General features: G+C 59.6%; 16 protein-coding genes. 8 read left to right on the top strand and 8 right to left on the bottom strand.

Going from position 1 to position 18,780, the window contains the following annotated elements; genetic code table 11:
* Window positions 1-135: 135 nt before the first annotated feature.
* From FT726_RS18585 to FT726_RS18570, 4 genes are read left to right on the top strand one after another with little or no spacing between them, the layout of a single operon-like run.
* Window positions 136-828: a methyltransferase gene (locus FT726_RS18585; protein WP_058781426.1), complete on the top strand. Its 693-nt coding sequence runs from the start codon at window positions 136-138 to the stop codon at window positions 826-828.
* Window positions 828-1,766, top strand: a complete 939-nt coding sequence (locus tag FT726_RS18580; protein WP_288422420.1) for a hydroxyacid dehydrogenase — start codon at window positions 828-830, stop codon at window positions 1,764-1,766. Before FT726_RS18585 ends, FT726_RS18580 begins: the two co-directional genes overlap by 1 nt.
* Window positions 1,763-2,695, top strand: coding sequence for an SMP-30/gluconolactonase/LRE family protein (locus FT726_RS18575; RefSeq protein WP_346303202.1), 933 nt, complete (start codon window positions 1,763-1,765; stop codon window positions 2,693-2,695). The genes FT726_RS18580 and FT726_RS18575 overlap by 4 nt, the downstream gene beginning before the upstream one ends.
* A 38-nt stretch (window positions 2,696-2,733) precedes the next feature.
* On the top strand, window positions 2,734-4,101 hold the full coding sequence (locus FT726_RS18570; protein WP_288422418.1) for an MFS transporter: 1,368 nt from the start codon (window positions 2,734-2,736) through the stop codon (window positions 4,099-4,101).
* Window positions 4,102-4,224: 123 nt separating this feature from the next.
* On the opposite strand, the gene FT726_RS18565 is transcribed toward FT726_RS18570, so the two are convergent.
* Complete coding sequence (locus FT726_RS18565; RefSeq protein ID WP_021509507.1) at window positions 4,225-5,565, bottom strand: MFS transporter; 1,341 nt, start codon at window positions 5,563-5,565, stop codon at window positions 4,225-4,227.
* A gap of 335 nt (window positions 5,566-5,900) precedes the next feature.
* On the opposite strand from FT726_RS18565, the gene FT726_RS18560 reads away from it, so the two are divergent.
* Entirely contained in the window at window positions 5,901-6,287 is a 387-nt protein-coding gene (locus FT726_RS18560; protein ID WP_021509508.1) for a thioesterase family protein, read from the top strand.
* Between the two features lie 29 nt (window positions 6,288-6,316).
* Here FT726_RS18560 and FT726_RS18555 read toward each other — a convergent pair whose 3' ends face one another.
* A complete protein-coding gene (locus tag FT726_RS18555) occupies window positions 6,317-7,375 on the bottom strand; it encodes a nitronate monooxygenase (RefSeq protein WP_282995690.1) in 1,059 nt (352 codons plus the stop codon).
* A gap of 409 nt (window positions 7,376-7,784) precedes the next feature.
* On the opposite strand from FT726_RS18555, the gene FT726_RS18550 reads away from it, so the two are divergent.
* The gene (locus FT726_RS18550; RefSeq protein WP_021509510.1) at window positions 7,785-9,071 is read left to right on the top strand and encodes a PAS domain-containing methyl-accepting chemotaxis protein; all 1,287 of its coding nucleotides are present in this window, start codon (window positions 7,785-7,787) and stop codon (window positions 9,069-9,071) included.
* Between the two features lie 32 nt (window positions 9,072-9,103).
* Here FT726_RS18550 and FT726_RS18545 read toward each other — a convergent pair whose 3' ends face one another.
* Window positions 9,104-10,171 carry an acyltransferase gene (locus tag FT726_RS18545; protein WP_282995682.1) on the bottom strand — a complete coding sequence of 356 codons (1,068 nt, stop codon included), beginning with the start codon at window positions 10,169-10,171 and terminating at the stop codon, window positions 9,104-9,106.
* A 450-nt stretch (window positions 10,172-10,621) separates the two neighbouring features.
* On the opposite strand from FT726_RS18545, the gene FT726_RS18540 reads away from it, so the two are divergent.
* The gene (locus FT726_RS18540; protein WP_288422414.1) at window positions 10,622-13,216 is read left to right on the top strand and encodes an EAL domain-containing protein; all 2,595 of its coding nucleotides are present in this window, start codon (window positions 10,622-10,624) and stop codon (window positions 13,214-13,216) included.
* Between the two features lie 30 nt (window positions 13,217-13,246).
* Here FT726_RS18540 and FT726_RS18535 read toward each other — a convergent pair whose 3' ends face one another.
* From FT726_RS18535 to FT726_RS18520, 4 genes are read right to left on the bottom strand one after another with little or no spacing between them, the layout of a single operon-like run.
* Window positions 13,247-14,560, bottom strand: a complete 1,314-nt coding sequence (locus FT726_RS18535) for an MFS transporter (RefSeq protein WP_238562286.1) — start codon at window positions 14,558-14,560, stop codon at window positions 13,247-13,249.
* Complete coding sequence (locus FT726_RS18530) at window positions 14,547-15,188, bottom strand: DUF4286 family protein (protein ID WP_282995680.1); 642 nt, start codon at window positions 15,186-15,188, stop codon at window positions 14,547-14,549. Before FT726_RS18530 ends, FT726_RS18535 begins: the two co-directional genes overlap by 14 nt.
* A 2-nt stretch (window positions 15,189-15,190) precedes the next feature.
* Window positions 15,191-16,534: an amidase gene (locus FT726_RS18525; protein ID WP_346303201.1), complete on the bottom strand. Its 1,344-nt coding sequence runs from the start codon at window positions 16,532-16,534 to the stop codon at window positions 15,191-15,193.
* A 10-nt stretch (window positions 16,535-16,544) separates the two neighbouring features.
* Window positions 16,545-17,225 carry a DUF2848 domain-containing protein gene (locus FT726_RS18520; RefSeq protein WP_346303200.1) on the bottom strand — a complete coding sequence of 227 codons (681 nt, stop codon included), beginning with the start codon at window positions 17,223-17,225 and terminating at the stop codon, window positions 16,545-16,547.
* Window positions 17,226-17,339: 114 nt separating this feature from the next.
* On the opposite strand from FT726_RS18520, the gene FT726_RS18515 reads away from it, so the two are divergent.
* Window positions 17,340-18,014: a GntR family transcriptional regulator gene (locus FT726_RS18515; RefSeq protein WP_283342276.1), complete on the top strand. Its 675-nt coding sequence runs from the start codon at window positions 17,340-17,342 to the stop codon at window positions 18,012-18,014.
* Between the two features lie 2 nt (window positions 18,015-18,016).
* Here FT726_RS18515 and FT726_RS18510 read toward each other — a convergent pair.
* Window positions 18,017-18,780 (bottom strand): substrate-binding domain-containing protein (locus FT726_RS18510; protein WP_346303199.1); only part of this gene is annotated, 764 nt, incomplete at its 5' end.

Here is an 18,780-nt window from a genome sequence, read left to right as displayed (position 1 = left end):
TGAAAACTGTGAGTCACATCGTGTTTACATCACAAACACCTTCGTAACACTGGCATGCGGCGTCAGATCGTCGATATAGTTGTTTTATATTGTACAACATTGTTGTACCAGGTAAAACAAACCACGAGGTGAATTATGTCTGTGTCTGCAAATAACCTGATCAACCGCAACATCGAGCGCGTCAGCGCCCTGTCCGTCAGCCAGGCCGCCGCATTCCAGGCGGCGATTCTGGCCGATGTCGCCGGTCGTCGCGGCACCCTGCATGGCCGCGTTAAGCCGCTGTCGCCGCAGATGAAAGTCGCCGGGCCGGCCATCACGGTGGAAGTCCGTCCGGGCGATAACCTGGCGATTCACGCGGCGCTGGCTATCGCCCAGCCGGGTGATGTGCTGGTGGTAGACGGCAAAGGCGACATCAGTTGCGCGCTGCTGGGTGAAATCATGGCAACCCAGGCCGAAGCGTCCGGCATCGCCGGCATCATCATTGATGGCGCGGTGCGTGATGCTGACGCCCTCGCGCAGGGCAGCTATCCGGTGTTTGCTGCCGGCCTCAACCCAAGCGGCCCCACCAAAAGTATTCCCGGACGCGTTAACCATCCGGTGTCGGTGGCCGGTGCGTCGATTGAGCCGGGCGACCTGGTGGTCGGCGATGCCGATGGCGTGGTGGTGATCGCTAAACAGGATGTGGAACGCATCATTGCCCTGGCGGCGAAGAAGCTGGACGCCGAAACGCGCCGCATCGCGGGTATTAAGCAGGGCGATTTACGTCCGGGCTGGCTGGAAGATGCCCTGCGCGCGGCCGGTATGTTAGCAGAAGGAGAATCGCTGTAATGAGCAACGTAAAAACTATCCTCATCACCGGCAGCGACCTGGCTGCTGAAGCCGTCGAGCTGCTGCAGGACTATCAGCTGATTTATGCCGGACGCCAGCCGCAGGAAGCCGATTTGATCGCGCTGTGCGAGCGCCATAACCCTCAGGCGATCATTGTGCGCTACGGCAAAATCAACGGGCGCATCATGGACGCCGCGCCGGCGTTGCGCGTGATCTCCAAGCACGGCAGCGGTATTGACGTTATCGATCAGCAGGCAGCGGCGGAACGCCAGATTGCGGTCCGCGCGGCAGTGGGCGCCAATGCCGCCGCCGTGTCGGAGCATGCGTGGGCGCTGATTCTCGCCTGTGCTAAATCGGTGCCGCAGCTGGACCGCCGGATGCGCGACGGGCACTGGGACAAAGCGCAGCACAAATCGCTGGAGCTGGAAGGACGCACGCTCGGCCTGGTCGGTCTGGGTGCCATCGGCAGCCGCGTAGCGCGCATCGGCCAGGCCTTCGGTATGCAGGTGCTGGCCTACGATCCTTATGCGCAAACCTTGCCGGCTGGCTGTGAAGCGGTTGAATCACTGGATGAACTGTACAGCCGTGCCGATGTGGTGTCGCTGCACTGTCCGCTGACGGACCGCAATCACCAGATGATCAACGCGGCCGCCCTCGCCCGTTTTAAGCCTGGCGCGATTCTGGTCAACACCGCGCGCGGCGGACTGATTGACGATCAGGCGGTGGCGACCGCGCTGCAAAACGGCACGCTGCGTGCCGCCGGACTGGACAGCTTCACCAGCGAGCCGCTGAATGCACCGCATTTGTGGCAGTCGCTTAACAACGTGATTATTACGCCGCACATTGGCGGCGTGAGCGACAATGCTTACGTGCGCATGGGCACCGGTGCCGCGCGCAACGCGTTACAGGTTCTGCAGGAGCAGGAGGCGGTATCATGACCGTACTCACCGTACCGGAGGTGCGCGAGTTAACGCTGTTTTCGCGCCTGCCTGAAGCGTTTCGCCGGCCGGACGCCGGCAATGTCTGGGCTGCCGCCAATCGCGGCGGCCAGCTTACCGACTCCTTTCTTGAAGGCCCGGTGTGGCATCCCTCCGGCTGTCTGTATGTCACCGACATTCCCTATGGCCGCATCTTTCGCGTCGATATGAGCGGCAACTGGGAGCTGGTGGTGCAGTATGACGGTGAGCCCAACGGCATGAAGCTGACCGATCCGGACACGCTGATCATCACCGATTACCGTAACGGCCTGATGAAGCTGTCAATCAGCAGCGCCACTATCACGCCGTGGCTGACGCGGCGTAACAGCGAAAGCTTTCGCGGCGTCAACGATTTAACGCCTGACAGTCGCGGCAATCTCTATTTTACCGATCAGGGCCAGACCGGGCTGCACGATGCCAGCGGACGCGTCTATCGGCTCAGCCCGGATGGCCGGCTGGATCTGCTGCTGGATAACTGCCCGAGCCCGAACGGCCTGGTTCTGTCGCCGGATGAGAAAATCCTCTACGTGGCGATGACGCGCGGCAACTGCGTGTGGCGCGTGCCGCTGCTGGCGGATGGTTCGGTGAGCAAAGTTGGACTGTTCTTTACCTCGCACGGACCCAGCGGGCCGGACGGGCTGACCATCAATCAGCGCGGCGAACTGCTGATCGCCAATCCCGGCCTGGGGCGCGTCTGGCTTCTTAACGATCTGGCTGAACCGGAAGAGATTCTGCTCAGTCCGCTGGGTCGCTCCACCACCAACCTGTGCTTCGGCGGGGCCGACCTTAATCAGCTGTTTATCACCGAATCGGTCAGCGGCAGCATCCTGACCTGCACTCAGAACACGCCAGGCCGCGCGTTGCCGGCCATTGATACCTCGTTTCTCTGACTACAACTCTGCGTCATCCGAACGCACCGGAGATTACTATGACCCTGCACTCAACATCCAGCCCTGCGCCGGCTCAGCCGGCTGCGGTGCCACCCCGCCATGAAACGCTCAGCGAACAGGATTTCCAGGACAGTGAGCAGGCGGCCGCCAAAGCCTTTCGTCGCATTCTGCCGTTTATCTTTATCTGTTACGTGGTCAGCTACCTTGACCGCACCAACGTCAGCTTTGCCGCGCTGGGCATGAACGCCGATCTCGGCATCACCGCCGAACAGTTTGGCTTCGGCGCGGGCATGTTTTTTATCGGCTATTTCCTGTTTGAAATTCCCAGCAACCTGATCATGCAAAAAGTGGGCGCGCGCATCTGGATCGCGCGCATCATGATTTCGTGGGGGTTGATTTCGATGGCGACCGCGTTCATCAGCGGCCCCGTCAGCTTTGCCATTGCGCGCTTCTGTCTCGGCGTAGCAGAGGCCGGCTTTACCCCTGGCATCTATCTGTTCTTTACCTACTGGTTCCCCGGCAGCTGGCGCGCCAAAATCACCGCCGCGTTCCTGGTCGGCATTCCGGTGGCCAATATCATCGGCTCACCGATTTCCGGCGCGCTGATGCAGATCACCGGCCATGAGCATATCCGTAACTGGCAGTGGCTGCTGTTGATTGAAGGCTTGCCGGCGGTGATCCTCGGCGTCATGTGCCTGTTTGTGCTGAGCGACCGGCCGGAGAAAGCGCGCTGGATGGCGCCGCGTGAACAGCAGTTGCTGAGCAGGCGGCTGGCCGATGAGCAGCAGCAAATCGCGGCAACGCACGGTTCCCAGATGCGCGACGCGCTGCGCAATCCGCTGCTGTATCTGCTGGCGTTTATTAACTTTTGCGGCATTGTGGGTTCGATCGGTGTGGGACTGTGGATGCCGCAGATCATCAAACAGCTCGGCGTGAGCCATACGGCAACCGGCTTTCTTGCCGCGCTGCCCTATGTCTGCGGTGCCGTGAGCATGCTGCTGTGGGCGCGCCGCGCTAATGCATCAGCGCACCGTATTCGCTGGATCAGCGGCGCGCTGGTGATCGCCGCCTTAGCCCTGATGTGCAGCGCGCTGAGCGATGCGCCGGTGATCAAAATGCTGGCGCTGTGCTGCACCGTCAGCGGTATTCTGGCGTTTCAGGCCTCGTTCTGGGCGCTGCCTTCCGGCTTTTTAACCGGCAATGCCGCGGCAGGCGGCTTAGCCATGATTGTCTCGATTGGTAATCTTGGCGGCTTCTTCGGCCCGTCGCTGATCGGCTATGTGCGTCAGTCTACCGGCGGCTTTATGTGGGCGCTGCTGGCGGTGGCGGCAGTCCTGATGATTGGCGCACTGGCGGTCGCTATGGTGAAAGATCCGTGGCGCCAGCGCAGCGCTGAGCAGAGATAATAACGCCGCGTTTCCCGGTGTGCCTGTGGCGCATCGGGAAACGGATGTTTTAAAGAATGAAAGCAGGATAACGGCAGACGTGATGAGCCAGATGCGTGCCCTCCCTGGCACAGGCTCATGAGATTATTTCCCGGTGCTGGCCACCGGCTGTTCCGCTTCAACGTGCAGCTTTTTGCTGCGTCCCATCAGCAATACCGCAATCCCGCCCGCCGCGCACAGCAGCGCCAGAGGAATCATCGCCATCGCATGGCTGCCGGTTTTCTCATTAATGATGCCGTAAACGTTCACCATCAGCCCGCCACCAATCAGGTTGGCCATCGCGCCGATAGCAGCCAGACCGGCCGCTGCGGTGGTTGAGGACATCCAGCCCGAGGCCAGCGCCCAGAACGGCCCTTTCATCGAGTAGGCACCAATCAGCACCAGTGACAGAATCACCACGCTGCCCGCCAGCGTATCGGTCAGGAACGCCGCCAGCAGTCCACCGGCAATCAGGAACAGCGTCAGCGCGGTGTGCCAGCGACGCTCACCGCTGCGGTCAGAGCTGCGGCCCCAGACAATCATCAGAATCGATGCCAGACCGTACGGGATCGCATTCATCAAACCGGTGGTGAAGTTATCCAGGCCAAATGATTTCAGCAGCTGCGGTGACCAGACGCTCAGCGTCGAACCCGCTGCCGACGCGCCGGCGTAAATCAGCGCCATCACCCAGATATGCTTGTGGCGCAGCAGCTGCCACAGGGTGATATGACCAATCGCTTTGCGCTGGGCATTCTCTTCAGCCAGTTTGCCGCTCAGCCAGTTGCGCTGTTCACTGGTCAGCCAGTGGGCATTTTCCGGACGGTTGCTGAGCAGGAAGAAAGCCAGCACGCCCAGCACAATCGCCGGGAATCCTTCGATGATAAACAGCCAGTGCCAGCCGCGCAGGCCGAACCAGCCGTCCATCGTCAGGATTGCGCCCGAGATCGGCGAGCCAATAAAGTTGGCTGCCGGGATCGCTACCATGAAAGTCGCAATCACGCGCGCGCGATATTTCGCCGGAATCCAGTAAGTCAGATAAAGGATCACGCCCGGAAAGAAGCCGGCTTCGGCGGCGCCCAATAGAAAGCGCAGCACGTACAGCATTTCCGCACTGCTGACGAACGCGGTGCACACCGAGACAATGCCCCAGGTCACCATGATGCGCGAAATCCAGATTTTGGCGCCAATCTTCTGCATCGCGAGGTTGCTTGGCACCTCAAACAGAAAATAGCCAACAAAAAACAGGCTGCTTGCCAGGCCAAACACCGCTTTGCTCAGCCCGAGATCTTCATTCATTTGCAGGGAAGCCATGCCGATGTTGCCGCGATCGATAATGGCGATCAGATAGCAGACGATCAGGAACGGCAGAATGCGCCAGATGACGCGTTTTACGGTCTGCTGCTCAATATCGGGCACAGCGGCCGCGCGGGTTATCTTGTCAGACATAGAGTTCCTCACAGAGTCATGGCTTAACGCAAATCGGCCAGAGTTGTTGTTTTACTCTGTACAACATATGTGTACATAGTAAAACCATTATGTTTGGCCGCGCGACCCTGCGCAGAAAAATGTGTCCGGGCTGCGTGATTTGTCACAAAAAGGTAGCCAGTTGATTATGGATATGTGATGCAGCTGTCAGTTTCTGCTGCAGCACGGGAAAATACCAGCATTCATTCCGTCAGGCGACAGTGGAATTACTTTGCAACATCTTGCCGTTTACCCGCGGCGTCATTCTGCGGTATACCCATTGCCTCACCGCGTAACGCGCTTATCAGGATGCAAAAATGTTCGTAAAGCACTATGACGTAGATGAAAGCCATATCGATTTTCAGGGCGTGGTCGACGGGCTGTACTACCCGTTTTACATGGAGTGGACGCGCCACGCTTACATGCGCGAGGCGCTGGGTATCGACATTGAAGAAGAGTTCAGTCAGGGCAAGATTTACATGGTGCTGGAGTACACGCTGCGCTTCCGCAAGAGCCTGGTGAAAGGCGATAAGGTGGAAGTCACCTGCGCGCTGGAGCAGAATGAGAAGCGCAATCGCGTGAACTTCGTGCAGCAAATCAAGGTCGACGGCGTGGTGTATGCCGAGGCCACGTTTGTTGCCACCTGTCTCGCCAATGGGCGTCCGTCAATGCCGGAAGCGGTAACGCGCGCGCTCGGCCTGTAACGTTACACACTATGTGGCAGCAGCCTGCTCTATGCCTGCTGCCACTCTGCAACCAGCGTCTCCACCAGCTGTGCCGCCGGCAGCGCGCGCACCCGCGCCACCCCCTGACCCGCCCACTGCGCACCGAAGCCGTCCTCGCCGTGTGCAGCAGCCGCTGCTGCCAGGGCTTTTCCCAGCGCATAGGTCAGCGGATAGTCAGGAATCTCCTCCGGCGTTACGTCATGGCATAATTCACAAAATGCGTTGCGCACGCAGCGCGCCTGACGCCCGGAGATCGCCGCCGTCATTACCGTGCCACGCGCGCCAGCTGCCAGCAGCGCGCGACGATAGGCCGCACTGGCCGCCGATTCGGGACACAGCACAAACGCCGTACCGAGCTGTACACCGCTGGCACCCAGTTTCATCATCGTCGCGATGCCGGCACCGTCCATCACGCCGCCCGCTGCCACCACCGGCAGCGCGGTGTGCTGACGAATCGCCTGCACCAGCGCAACGGTCGAAAGCTGCTGGTCTGGCGCGCCCGGATCAAAATGGCCGCGATGGCCACCGGCTTCATAGCCCTGCGCCACAATGATATCGATACCACTGCCTGCAATTGCCCGTGCTTCCTGCGGACTGGTGGCGGTCGCCAGCGTGACAATGTCACGTTGCTTTAGCCGGGTGATGGCCGTGGCATCGGGAATGCCGAAATGGAAACTGACCGCCGCCGGCCGCGCCTGCTCCAGCACCGTCAGCATCGCCTCATTGTGCAAAAAGCTCTGATAGATCTCCGTTAGTGCCGGCGGCAGCGCCGTCTGGTACTGCGCAAACTGCGGGCTGAACCGGCTGATCCACGCCGCCTCGCGCGCGGCATCCCGCCTTGCCGGCGCGTGGCAAAATACGTTGACGTTGATCGGGCCACGCGTCAGCGCCTGGGTGTGGGCAATCATTTCTGCCGCCTGCTGCGGTGTCACCGCGCCAACGCTAATCGATCCCAGCGCCCCGGCATTGGATACCGCTGCGGCCAGCTGCGGCGTGGCGACACCGGCCATCGGTGCCTGAATCAGCGGATACTGCAGTTTTAACAGCTGGCACAGCGCGGTCGTCATGGTGGTTTTTCTCCAACCCGTCATCGGGCGTTGATTGCGTCACGTCTCGGGCATTAACATACATTTAACATGCATCTTGTAACAAGTCCGCTAGGCACTTTTCTTACCCGCACGCGCGGTGTTGATCACTTTTTTCTCACATTTTTAACGCCACGGTCGATAATAAAAGTTGCATAGCAAAATCAGCTTTCAGCTTGCGCTGTAACAACATCAGGCAGGTAACACCATTACACACCCCACCTGCGCACATCGGTGCGCAGCGAGACAGCAGCCTGTGCCTGTGGCACGGCTGTAATGGACAACCGGGGAAATCATGCGGTGCCGTCCACTGGACGCGCCGAATGCGTTAGCACGCGCGCATCTGCGCCTGCATTTCGTTCAACAGCATACCAAGCGCCTGAGGTCTCTCATGTTCGGGGTGAAAAAATCGAGCCTTTCTCTGCCATTTGCCAAAAGTGGCGACATTGCTAAGGATATTGAAGCGATAAAGCAGCATGTTGCGTGGATTGAGTTTTCACCGGCCGGTGAAATCCTCAGCGCCAATGCACAATTTTTACAGGTCACCGGCTATCAGCTGCATGAAATTCAGGGACAGCATCACCGGATTTTCTGCAGCCCTGCTTACAGCCAGTCTTCCGACTATTACGCCTTCTGGCAAACGCTGGCCGCCGGCGAATCGGTGAACGGCATTTTTGAGCGTTTCAACAAGCAGCATCAGCGCTTCTGGCTCAGCGCGACCTATTTTCCGGTGAGCGATGAGCGCGGCAAAGTGTACAAAGTGATCAAGGTTGCGAGCGACATCACCGCCCGCCATCAGGAGCTGGAACATAAAGAGGCGGTGATAACGGCGCTGGACCGTTCGATGGCGGTGATTGAATTCACGCCGGACGGTCACATCATTACCGCCAACGCCAACTTCCTCACCCACATGGGCTATACCCTGCCTGCCATCGCCGGCCAGCATCATCGTCTGTTCTGCTTCGATAATTTTTACCGCGAGAATCCGGACTTCTGGCGCAAAATCGGCAACGGTCAGCATTTTGTCGGTCGCTTTGAGCGTAAGACCGCCAGCGGCGAGCGCATCTGGCTGGAGGCGAGCTACAACCCGGTGTTTGACGGCGACGGTAAGGTCTACAAAGTGATTAAGATCGCCTCGGATATCACCGCGCGCGTCGAGGCGGCGAAACGCGTGGCGGATATCGCACTGACCACCTCTGAGCAGACCTCACAAATTACCGATAACGCCAATGAAGTGCTGGATGAAACGGTGCGTAACTCCGGGCTGGTGGCGCAGCAGGTGAATGCCGCCGCCGAAATTGGCGCGCAGCTCACCGCCTCGGCCAGGAGCATCAGCGACGTGGTGGAAACCATCAACCTGATTGCCTCACAGACCAACATTCTGGCACTGAATGCCGCGATTGAATCCGCGCGTGCCGGCGAGGCCGGACGTGGCTTCAGCGTGGTGGCAGGTGAAGTACGCCGCCTGGCGGCCTCGACCGCCAGCGCCACCAAACAGATTTCCGTGGTCGTGGAGCAAAATGCCGACCTGATCCAGCAGATGTATCAGCAGCTGGATGAGGTCAGGCAATTTGTGGTGACCGAACAGGAGAAGATCAGCGTGCTGTCGCGCAGCCTGCGGGAAATCAACAGTGGCGTACACGAGTTTGTGAACGTCATTCACCGGCTGGATGTGTGACAGCGTACGCGGGAGCGCTGGCTCCCGCGCGTTTACAGCCCACTGCCCGCCTGCGGCGCGGGCTGCCGCTTCCACTTCAGCGCATTACGCAGCGCCGGTTCGGCATATTTACTGATCAGCCAGGCAACGTAATACAGTACGCTGGCCACCACCACCGGCAGCATCGTCATCACCGCCTCATTTTTGATATAGCCATTAAGCTTAATCAATATCGCGATCATTAAATTTTCATGAATCAGATACAGGGCGTAACTGACAAATCCGATGGCGGTGAAAAAGCGCAGGGAAAGCCAGCGCTCAATCTGTCTGGAATAAAAGCTGGCGATAAAAAACAGCATTACCAGTAGCAGCGGTATCACGGCGACCACGCCGCTGTTTTTAACGTAGTAGCTGAAATTAATCAGCAAGGCCAGCGCGGTCAGTGCGTAGTGATAACGTTTATCGCGCCCGTGCAGACGTTCATAAACCAGACAGCCGACCATAAACCAGGCGTAGTGAATAAAACCGAATTTTGAAATGACATCGATTAATAATGGATGGCCGAGTGATTTCAATACCGATGAGGCGGAAAGTAATAACATCGGCACAATCAGCGCCGGCAGACAATATTTACGTCCGAGGGTGAAATAAACCGCGCCAATAATCAGATAAAACAGCGCTTCAACATAGAGAGACCAGAACGATCCGGCCATGGAGCGGAATTCAATGCCGGTGAGCTGCGTCAGCGTCTCAGGATTAATAAATATCAGACCGGGCAGCAGGTTGCGGCTTTCCGCTGTCATCAGCGACCACTCCGGAAAAAAGCCGCCGGCAACGTACAGCAGCAGACTGGCTATCAGCATCGCCGGAAACAGGCGCAGCCAGCGTTTTTTGAGAAAGCTGAGGTAGCCGGATGATTTATCCAGCGTCATAAATATGACAAAGCCGGAGATCATAAAAAACAACTGCACGCCGACCCAGCCAAATGCCAGCAGCGGAATATGCTGGGTAGTGGCGGCATACGGCAACAGTTCGGGCCAGCGGGCATAGGCGTGATAAGCAATCACCAGCAGGATCGCTAATCCGCGCATGCCATCAAGATGCGTGATACGTGGTTGCATAAGTGGTCTCTGGAAAGAGGAGCAGATGAGTTTCAGCAAATTAGCACTGACAAAGATTTACACTCAACAAGAATAGTCCTGGATAACGCATCATCATTTAATCAGGAAATTCTTCAGGTCCTGAACGTTAAATCACGCTCTGATAAATTATGGCTGTAATATATTTATCGTCATCAGCATGAAATAAACACTAAGCTATTAACGCAACGGGGAAAGTTTACCGGCATTCGCCGTATTGCACTGGCGCAAACGCAGCGGCAGGGCCTTTTATTAACACACTTTATGCAGATCTGATTACACCACGGCATCGTCGGGCACCTGAACGAATATGCGATCTGTTTTTGCCGCTCCGCTCACGCTTTTTTTACTTTTTCGCCCAGGTTCGGCGCAGTCATGCCGATACTCATAACGTACTTATGAAATATCATTTTACTGGTTTGTGATAAGTCTATGATGGCGAAACGTTCACTGATGGATTTCCCGACCGATGGTCGGATGCGCGGACTGATGCGCCAGCCGATGCTGCTGATGGTGCTGCTGATTTTTCTCTCCTTTATGGTGGCGCTGGTGACGCTGTGCTTTATCGCCAGCGATCTCAACCAGCAGGAGGCGCGGCAAAACCGCCTGCTGCTGGAGAAGGCGTTGCAGACGCGTCAGGAAGTGATGCAGTTTCACCTCTCCGATAATGCAGAATGGGGCGAAGCCTATCAAAATCTGCACCGCACGCTGAATACTGACTGGGCGTGGACGCGGCAGAATCTGGGTGAGTCGCTGTTCCAGACCTTTGCTTATGAGGGCGTGTTTGTCATCGCGCCGCGCGGCGACACGGTTTACAGCGTGATCGACGGTCAGCTGCAGCATCGCGATTTCACCGGCTGGCTCGGTCGCCAGCAATTGCCCGCGCTGCGTCAGCAGTTGCAGCACAATGACGGTAAGGCGCTGTCGCGCTTTGTGGTGGTAAATCAGCAGTTAGTGCTGCTGTGCGCGGCATGGATCACCACCGGTGGCGATAACAGCGTGCCGCAGGTGCCCGGTGCGCCATCGCTGATGATCTTTGCCGATCGCCTGACGCCGCAAAAATTACAGCAGCTGGGGCACGAGTACGGCATCAACGCGCTGCGGGTGGAATTCGCTGCACCCCGCGCGCCAGTGGCGGAAAGCCTGCGCCTCGCCGCCGACGGCCATGACGCCACGCTGCGCTGGACCAGCAGCAACCCCGGCGGTAAATTGCTGACCGCCCTGCTGCCGCTGCTGGTGATTGCCATGCTGATCACCCTGTATGGTGCCATCATGCTGATGCGCAACGCGCTGCGTAAAGCGCAGCTCAATGATGAAAATACGCTGCTGCTGGCGCAAAGCCAGCGGGCGCTCAGCGCCAGCGAACGCCGCTTCCGTGATATCGCCGAAATTACCACCGACTGGATTTGGGAGATGGACGAACAGCTGCGCTTCAGCTGGGTTTCCGGCCGTTTCCCGGTAGTGACCGGGTTTACCAGCGAGGAGTGGCTGCAGCGCACGCTACTGGATTTCCTGCTGTGCGATGAGCACCAGCGCGCCCGGCTTTTGCAGCTGGCAGACTCGGGCGGTCAGCTCACGCTGAACGGCTGCCGCTATCTCTCCGCCCAGCATCAGCCGCGCTACTGCAATCTGACCCTCAAGCGCGTCAGCCTGGCGCACGGCGTCAGCGGCTTTCGCGGCAGCGCCAGCGACGTAACGCTGGAAGTTGAAGCGCAGGCACGCGCGCACTATCTGTCGCACTTCGATGAACTGACCGGACTGGCCAACCGCGTGCAGATGCGCGAATTCCTCACGGGGCAGCTGAGCCTGCCACTGCCGGCGCAGCCGCTGCTGGCGATGATCATGATCGACCTGGATAAATTCAAACCGGTCAATGATCTCTACGGTCATGCAGCGGGCGATCAGGTGCTGCATGCGGTATCAGATCGTATCCGGCGCACGCTCAACGGCAATGGCCTGGTGGCGCGGCTCGGCGGCGATGAGTTTGTGGTGATTCTGCCGGAGGCGGGCAGCCGCGAGCAGGTCGACGCGCTGTGTCAGCAGCTCATCGCCCAGCTCAATCTGCCGTTTCCGGTGTACGACAACGACATCCACATCGGCGGCAGTCTCGGCATCGCGCTGGCACCACAGGATGCCGACAACGCCAGCGATCTGCTGCGCTTTGCCGACATCGCGCTGTATAAAGCGAAAAACAGCGGCCGCAACCAGTGGATATTTTTCGACCGTGACATGGAAGAGAAAATTGTGCAGCGGCGCGAAATGGAGCATGAGCTGCGCGCAGCGCTGCAGGAGAACCAGCTGCGGCTGGTGTATCAGACGCGCTATGACCTGATCGCGCAGCGCATCAGCGCGGTCGAGGCGCTGGTACGCTGGCAGCATCCGCGGCTGGGCTTACTGATGCCCGATCAGTTTATTCCGCTGGCCGAAGAGACCGGCCTGATCAGCGCGCTGAGCGACTGGGTGCTGCTCAATGCCTGCGAGGACATCGCCCGCTACCGGCCGGAAATGGCGGTTTCAGTGAATATTTCCGCCAGCGAATTGCAGGATAGCGCCTTAGCCGAACGCATCACCCGGGTGCTGCAGCTCAGCGGTCTGCCGAGCCAGCGGCTGGAAATTGAAGTTACGGAAAACGCGCTGCTGAGCGATCCGGACAAAACCCTGGCGGTGATGCAGGCGGTGAAAGCGCTGGGGGTGAGATTTCTGATTGATGATTTTGGCACCGGCTATGCGTCGCTGTGCTACCTGCGCGCCTTCCCGTTCGACGGCATCAAAATCGATAAATCCTTTATTTTTCCGCTGGCCGATTCGCCCCAGGCGCGCCAGGTGGTGGAAAACATGATTGGACTCGGCAAAGCCTATTCCCTGTCGGTAACTGCGGAAGGCGTGGAAACGCCGGTGCAAATGTCGCAGCTGCAGGAGCTGGCGTGCGATGCCATTCAGGGTTACTACATCGGACGACCGCTGCCGCTGCCGCAAATCTCGACCGAGCCGCCGCAGAGTGAACCGGCGCTGCACATGAATATTTGATAAAAGGTGGCGATCCTTCGCCAGAGGTGATTACAGCGACTGGTGCGCGGTTTCTTTGGCTTTCCATAAGGCAAACAGGGTGATCGCCAGCGCCAGCGTCACATATAGCGACACCCACAGCGTGCTGCCCAGCTCTTTATACAGCGAGGTAATGATCAGCGGGGCAAAACCGCCGCCGATGATGCCGGCCAGCGTATAGGCCAGTGACGAACCGGCATAGCGCACGTGACTCGGGAACTGCTCGGTGACAAACGCCGCCTGCGGACCGTACATCATGGCGTGAATCAGCAGGCCAATCACCACCGCCAGCACAATCAGCCACGGCTGAGTGCTGTCGAGCAGGACAAAAAACACAAACGACCAGACAATAGCCAGCAGCGCGCCGGCAATGTACACCGGACGGCGGCCCAGGCGGTCGGACAGCGCGCCAAACAGCGGCACCGTCAACGCGTTGCCAATCGCGCCGACCATCGTCGCCATCAGCGCCAGCGGACGCGGCAGCTGTAACACGGTGGTGACGTATGTCAGGGTGAACACCACCACCAGCGCGTACAGCACATCAGAGCCGATGCGCGAGCCGCCGGCGATCAGCAGTTCACGTGGATAGCGCAGGAACACCTCTTTCAGCGGCGTGTGGCTGGTTTTCTCCGCCTGCTGCATCGCCACGAAAGTCGGGGTTTCTTCCACGCCACGCCGCAGCCACAGGCCAAACATCACCAGCAACAGACTGAGCAGGAACGGGATACGCCAGCCCCACTCCTGAAACTGCTCGCCGCTAAGTGACACCGTCACTAAAGTAATAAAACCGGTGCCAATCAGCGTGCCGCAGGAAGGCCCGACCTGGGCGAACGAGGCGTTACGCCCGCGCTTACTGGCTTCGCCGTGCTCCATGGAGAGCAACACCGCGCCGGCCCATTCGCCGCCCAGCGCGATGCCCTGCACAAAGCGCAGCGTCACCAGCAGAATCGGGCTCCAGATGCCCCATAGCGCATAACCGGGCAGCATGCCCATCAGCGCCGTGGTCACGCCCATGATCACCAGCGTGGTGATCAAGACCGCCTTGCGTCCGGCGACATCCCCGAGATGGCCAAAGATAAAACCGCCCACCGGACGCGACACATAACCCACGGCGTAAGTTGAAAACGCCAGAATGGTCCCGACCAGCGGGTCGAAGCTGGGGAAAAACACATGGTTAAACACCAGCGCCGCCATGATGTTGTAAACGGTAAAGTCGTACCACTCCAGCGCGGTGCCGATGGAGCTGGCCGCGGCAAGACGTCCGGTGTGGGTTTTCCCTGCTGCGGCACGCGCGGCGTGCGGCAGAGTTGAATCAGTATTCGCCATGAGCCATCTCCTGTTTAGTGAGCTGCCAGCTGAGCGCATAAAATTCAGCGCGGGCATTGAGCGCCTGTGCCGCGGCGGCCGCCAGTGTCTGGCAGGCATCGGCGCACGAACAGCTGAGCAGCAGCATCGGCTGCATGGCGCGCTGCACCCGATCTTCCTGCGGCAGCGGCGTGCTCAGCGTGGTGTCCGGCGTGAGTAAGCGCGAGGCGATATAGCCCGGCACCGTGGCAACCTGCTGCTGCCAGGCGTTGAGCGTTGCATTTTCAATGCCAGCCTGTAGCGTCAGCACCGCAAGGTGGCTGCCGCTGCCCTGACCGTGCTGCTGAGTGATGGCGCACACGCGGCGCATCGGTTCGATCATCCGCTCCAGGTTTTTAACCGACCACGGCGTCTGGCGCGTAAAGGCGGCGTAGTAATCGGCACTGGTAAAGGTTTCCAGCGAGCGGGTTTCATACAGTCCGAGGTACTTGCGTTCAGCATCCAGCGCCTGATAGCGCGTGCCGCTGAGAAAGCCGTCAATGGCGACGCGCTCGGCGACATGTTCATGGTCATACCATTGATTGAAATCAGCTTCGTTTTCAGCGGCGACGTTGGTGGCGACAAACAGCATGCCGTGAGGATGTGTCATTTTCAGAGACTCCGTTGCAGGATGGATTCAAGCGCCAGCGCCCAGCTGAGCAGCGCGGCATCGTGGCCATGGGTGGCGGCCAGCATCAGACCCACCGGCGCACTGCCGGGCTGATGACAAGGCAGGGAGATGGCGCAGCCGTCCAGCATGTTGATCACGCTGGTGTTGCGCAGCATCAGCAGGTTGACCTGACGATAGCGCTCCGGGTCGTCGAGTTCGGCGATGGTCGGCGCAATCAGCGGCACGGTGGGCAGCAGCAGACCATCGTACGGTGCCACCGCCTGCTCCACCCGCTGCCGCCAGTCGGCGCGCTGCTGATACAACAGTTGTGCGTCGGCCTCGTTCAGCAACGCGCCGCGCTCAATGCGCATCCGTACCTGCGGGTCATAACCCGTCGCGTGCGACTGCAGCAGCGACTGATGCCACTGCCAGGCTTCCCAGGCGGTGATGCCGCCACGGGCGTTCATGGTTTCCAGTTCTGCCAGTTCAGGCAGCGGCAGCTCGGTGAGCGTGGCACCTTGCGCGCGCAGCTGTGCCAGCGCGTGGTGCCACGCCTGGCTGACCGCGAGATCCAGCCCGTCCAGCACCCGGGTCTGTGGAATCGCAAAGTGCGCCCGCGTGATAACACGCTCTGCCAGCGGCAAAGGCTGATCGGCGATGACGCTGTCGAGCAGCCAGCAGCTGCGCACGTCATGGGCAATTACGCCAATACTGTCGAGTGCCGCCGATAGCGGTAGCGTGCCAGCCTGATTGATGCGGCTGGCACTGGGTTTGAAGCCGGTCAGCCCGCACAGCGCCGCCGGTATCCGCACCGAGCCGCCGGTGTCCGTGCCGACCGCCGCGAGGCACATGCCGTCGGCCACCGCCACCGCCGCGCCGGATGAAGAACCGCCGGGAATGCGTTTTTCGCCGCGCTGCCATGGGTTAGCTGGCGTGCCGTAGTGCGGATTGATACCGAGCCCGGAAAAAGCGAACTCGGTCATGTTGGTTTTGCCGATGATAGCGGCACCGGCCTGTTTCAGTTGCTGCACGATATGCGCGTCGCGCGCAGCGGGCGGTGCATCCGCCAGCACGCGCGAGCCGGCGCAGGTGGGTTCGTCCGCCACATCAAACAGGTCTTTGATGCTGATTGGCAGTCCATCAATCGGGCTGCGCGGCTGTTGCTGTTGCCAGCGCGTATCAGCCTGCTGCGCCTGCTGAACGGCGCGGTCGGCGCAGGTCCGCGTAAACACGCGTGCGCCTTCGCCCGATGGCTGCTCAGCGGCGCGTAGTGCCTGTTGCGTCGCGGCGCTTGCGGTGAGATCTCCGGCGCGCAGTTGCTGGCTCGCCTGCCATAAGGTGATCATACGCGTCTCCTCAGGCAATCACCGGCAGCGTGCCGGTGACATAGTGGTGTTCCAGCGTGCGATTCAGCAGCGGATCGTGCAGCGCCATGCGGAACTCGCTGGCCGGACGGATGCCGCCAATCGCGCTCAACGTGCCGCATGACATCGCAAAGCCTTCGCTGACCGGGCGATCGCCGAAGTAGCGCGCCAGCAGATCCATCGGCGTGAGCAGAGACGCCAGCGTGCCCTGCTGATAAGTCACCCAGTCGCCGTTGACTTTGATCCACGCGCGCAGCTCCAGCCGATCCCAGTGCGGCTCAACCTCTGCCATACGCCACGCATGACCGGCGACCGGCTTAACGCAGGCCTGCTTCGACAGTGCCACGCTGAAGGTTTCCAGGTGACGGTCGGTGTGATCGGAAATCAGCGACACCCAGTATTCGCCGCGATGGAAAAACACAAACGGCTCGGCTTCGCCGGAGGTTTGCTCGCCCACCACTTCCAACGGGCTGTGCTGCGCCAGCTGCTGGGTGGCTACGCGATAAAACAGCGGGACTGCACCAGGTGCGGGCACGCCCAGCGCCTCCAGCTCCCTGATATGGTGCAGCACCGCCGCCTGGTCGCGTCCTACCCAACCGGCAATCACCAGCTGGTTGATGTCGACATCCAGTACGGAGGCGCCTGTTGCGTCGGTTGTAAAGCGTAAATGCATGCGATGATCTCCTGATGAAAAATGCGTGTGAAATTTCACTGCAATTTCAAGATAGCCATTTTCATGCCAGGTTTTTGTGTAAGATGTCTCAGTACCCCAATAAGGATCTGCGTGATGAGTGATTCAATTGCTGAAAATGTGAAGTCACAGGCCGGACAAAAAAGCGTTTCATTGAATGAACAGGCCTATCTGGCGTTCAGGCATCGCCTGATTACGCTGCGCTATAAGCCAGGTGAATATCTCAATACCGCGCAGGTGATGGAGGATCTGGCAATGGGCCGCACGCCGGTTAACCAGGCAGTACATCGGCTGGCGACCGAAGGGTTACTGCAGATTATCCCGCGTAAAGGGGTGATGGTGGCACCGCTGTCGATTGACGATGCGCTGGAGCTGATTGAAGTGCGGCTGGTAAATGAAGCGCTGTGCCTGCGGCTGGCGTCGCAGCGCGTGAATCCGGCGCAGATTGCCCAGCTACAGGCGCTGAATCAGCGCATCGCCGCCGCCAGCGTGGCGCGCGATCGTGAGCAGATGATGCTGCTGGACCGCGAGTTTCATCAGGTGCTGGCTGACATCGCCGGCAACGGTCGTCTGTCAGATATCCTCAGCATCATTCACGCCCAGGCGCAGCGCTTCTGGGCAACCACGCTGTCGAGCGCGCAGCACATGCAGGAGGTGATTGCCGAGCATGACGCAATCATTGCGGCGCTGGCGCAGGGTGACGTAACACGGGCAGAAGACGCTGCGCGCGTGCACATCTATTCGTTTAAGCAGGCGCTGCTGAACGCCTGATTTCAGCCAGGGTAAAACGGGCCGGGACCGACGGATTCGCGCATAATCAGCTCGCCGGCAAAGGTTTTGCGGTTACGCATTTCGCCGCCGTCGAGCATCGACACCAGCCGTTCAATGGTTTCCTCGATCATGCCGGTCACCGGCATGCGCACGCTGGCCAGCGCCGGAATGGTATAGGGCGCCAGCGGAATATCGTCGAAACCCAGCACTGCCACCTGCTGCGGCACGCGGATGTTATGCGCCGCCAGCGCTTTCAGCGCGCCCACCGCCATCTCATCGTTACTGGCGACCAGCGCGCTGAACGATTTACCGCGCGCCAGCAGCGTTTCCACCGCCGCTGCCCCGTGCTGCGCCTGCCATTTGCCCTCCACCACCAGTGCGTCATCCGCCACCAGCTGATGCTGCGCCAGTGCCGCGTGATAACCCGCCAGCCGCTCGCGCCCGGTCGGCGAGTCAAGCGATCCGGTGATAAAAGCGATATCGCGATGGCCGAGTGCAATCAGCTGCGCCACCGCCTCGGCGCTGGTGCGCTGCTGATCGGAGTAGATGCAGTAACTGTCGTGCTGACGCAGCCGCCGGTTGATCACCAGAATCGGATGGCGGTGCTGGGCAATGATGCTGTCCATCTCATCGATGGTGAGAAAACGCGGATAGATGATCACGCCATCGCAGCGCAGATCGAGCAGAAACTGAATCGCCGCACGCTCCTCTTCGGCGCTGTGTTTGCCATCCACCAGCAGTAGCTGACGGCCCTGCTGCTCAAGAA

Origin of the sequence: Pantoea sp. Morm (genome assembly GCF_016643525.1) — a bacterium.
Taxonomy (GTDB): domain Bacteria; phylum Pseudomonadota; class Gammaproteobacteria; order Enterobacterales; family Enterobacteriaceae; genus Pantoea; species Pantoea dispersa.
Note: the sequence above shows the minus strand (reverse complement) of the source record. Positions and strands in the feature narration are given on the sequence as shown.

Bases quoted from the DNA above. Each gene is read 5' to 3' on its own strand.
- FT726_RS18585 (WP_058781426.1), top strand. From the start codon at position 136: ATGTCTGTGTCTGCAAATAACCTGATCAACCGCAACATCGAGCGCGTC.
- FT726_RS18580 (WP_288422420.1), top strand. From the start codon at position 828: ATGAGCAACGTAAAAACTATCCTCATCACCGGCAGCGACCTGGCTGCT.
- FT726_RS18575 (WP_346303202.1), top strand. From the start codon at position 1,763: ATGACCGTACTCACCGTACCGGAGGTGCGCGAGTTAACGCTGTTTTCG.
- FT726_RS18570 (WP_288422418.1), top strand. From the start codon at position 2,734: ATGACCCTGCACTCAACATCCAGCCCTGCGCCGGCTCAGCCGGCTGCG.
- FT726_RS18565 (WP_021509507.1), bottom strand. From the start codon at position 5,565: ATGTCTGACAAGATAACCCGCGCGGCCGCTGTGCCCGATATTGAGCAG.
- FT726_RS18560 (WP_021509508.1), top strand. From the start codon at position 5,901: ATGTTCGTAAAGCACTATGACGTAGATGAAAGCCATATCGATTTTCAG.
- FT726_RS18555 (WP_282995690.1), bottom strand. From the start codon at position 7,375: ATGACGACCGCGCTGTGCCAGCTGTTAAAACTGCAGTATCCGCTGATT.
- FT726_RS18550 (WP_021509510.1), top strand. From the start codon at position 7,785: ATGTTCGGGGTGAAAAAATCGAGCCTTTCTCTGCCATTTGCCAAAAGT.
- FT726_RS18545 (WP_282995682.1), bottom strand. From the start codon at position 10,171: ATGCAACCACGTATCACGCATCTTGATGGCATGCGCGGATTAGCGATC.
- FT726_RS18540 (WP_288422414.1), top strand. From the start codon at position 10,622: ATGATGGCGAAACGTTCACTGATGGATTTCCCGACCGATGGTCGGATG.
- FT726_RS18535 (WP_238562286.1), bottom strand. From the start codon at position 14,560: ATGGCGAATACTGATTCAACTCTGCCGCACGCCGCGCGTGCCGCAGCA.
- FT726_RS18530 (WP_282995680.1), bottom strand. From the start codon at position 15,188: ATGACACATCCTCACGGCATGCTGTTTGTCGCCACCAACGTCGCCGCT.
- FT726_RS18525 (WP_346303201.1), bottom strand. From the start codon at position 16,534: ATGATCACCTTATGGCAGGCGAGCCAGCAACTGCGCGCCGGAGATCTC.
- FT726_RS18520 (WP_346303200.1), bottom strand. From the start codon at position 17,225: ATGCATTTACGCTTTACAACCGACGCAACAGGCGCCTCCGTACTGGAT.
- FT726_RS18515 (WP_283342276.1), top strand. From the start codon at position 17,340: ATGAGTGATTCAATTGCTGAAAATGTGAAGTCACAGGCCGGACAAAAA.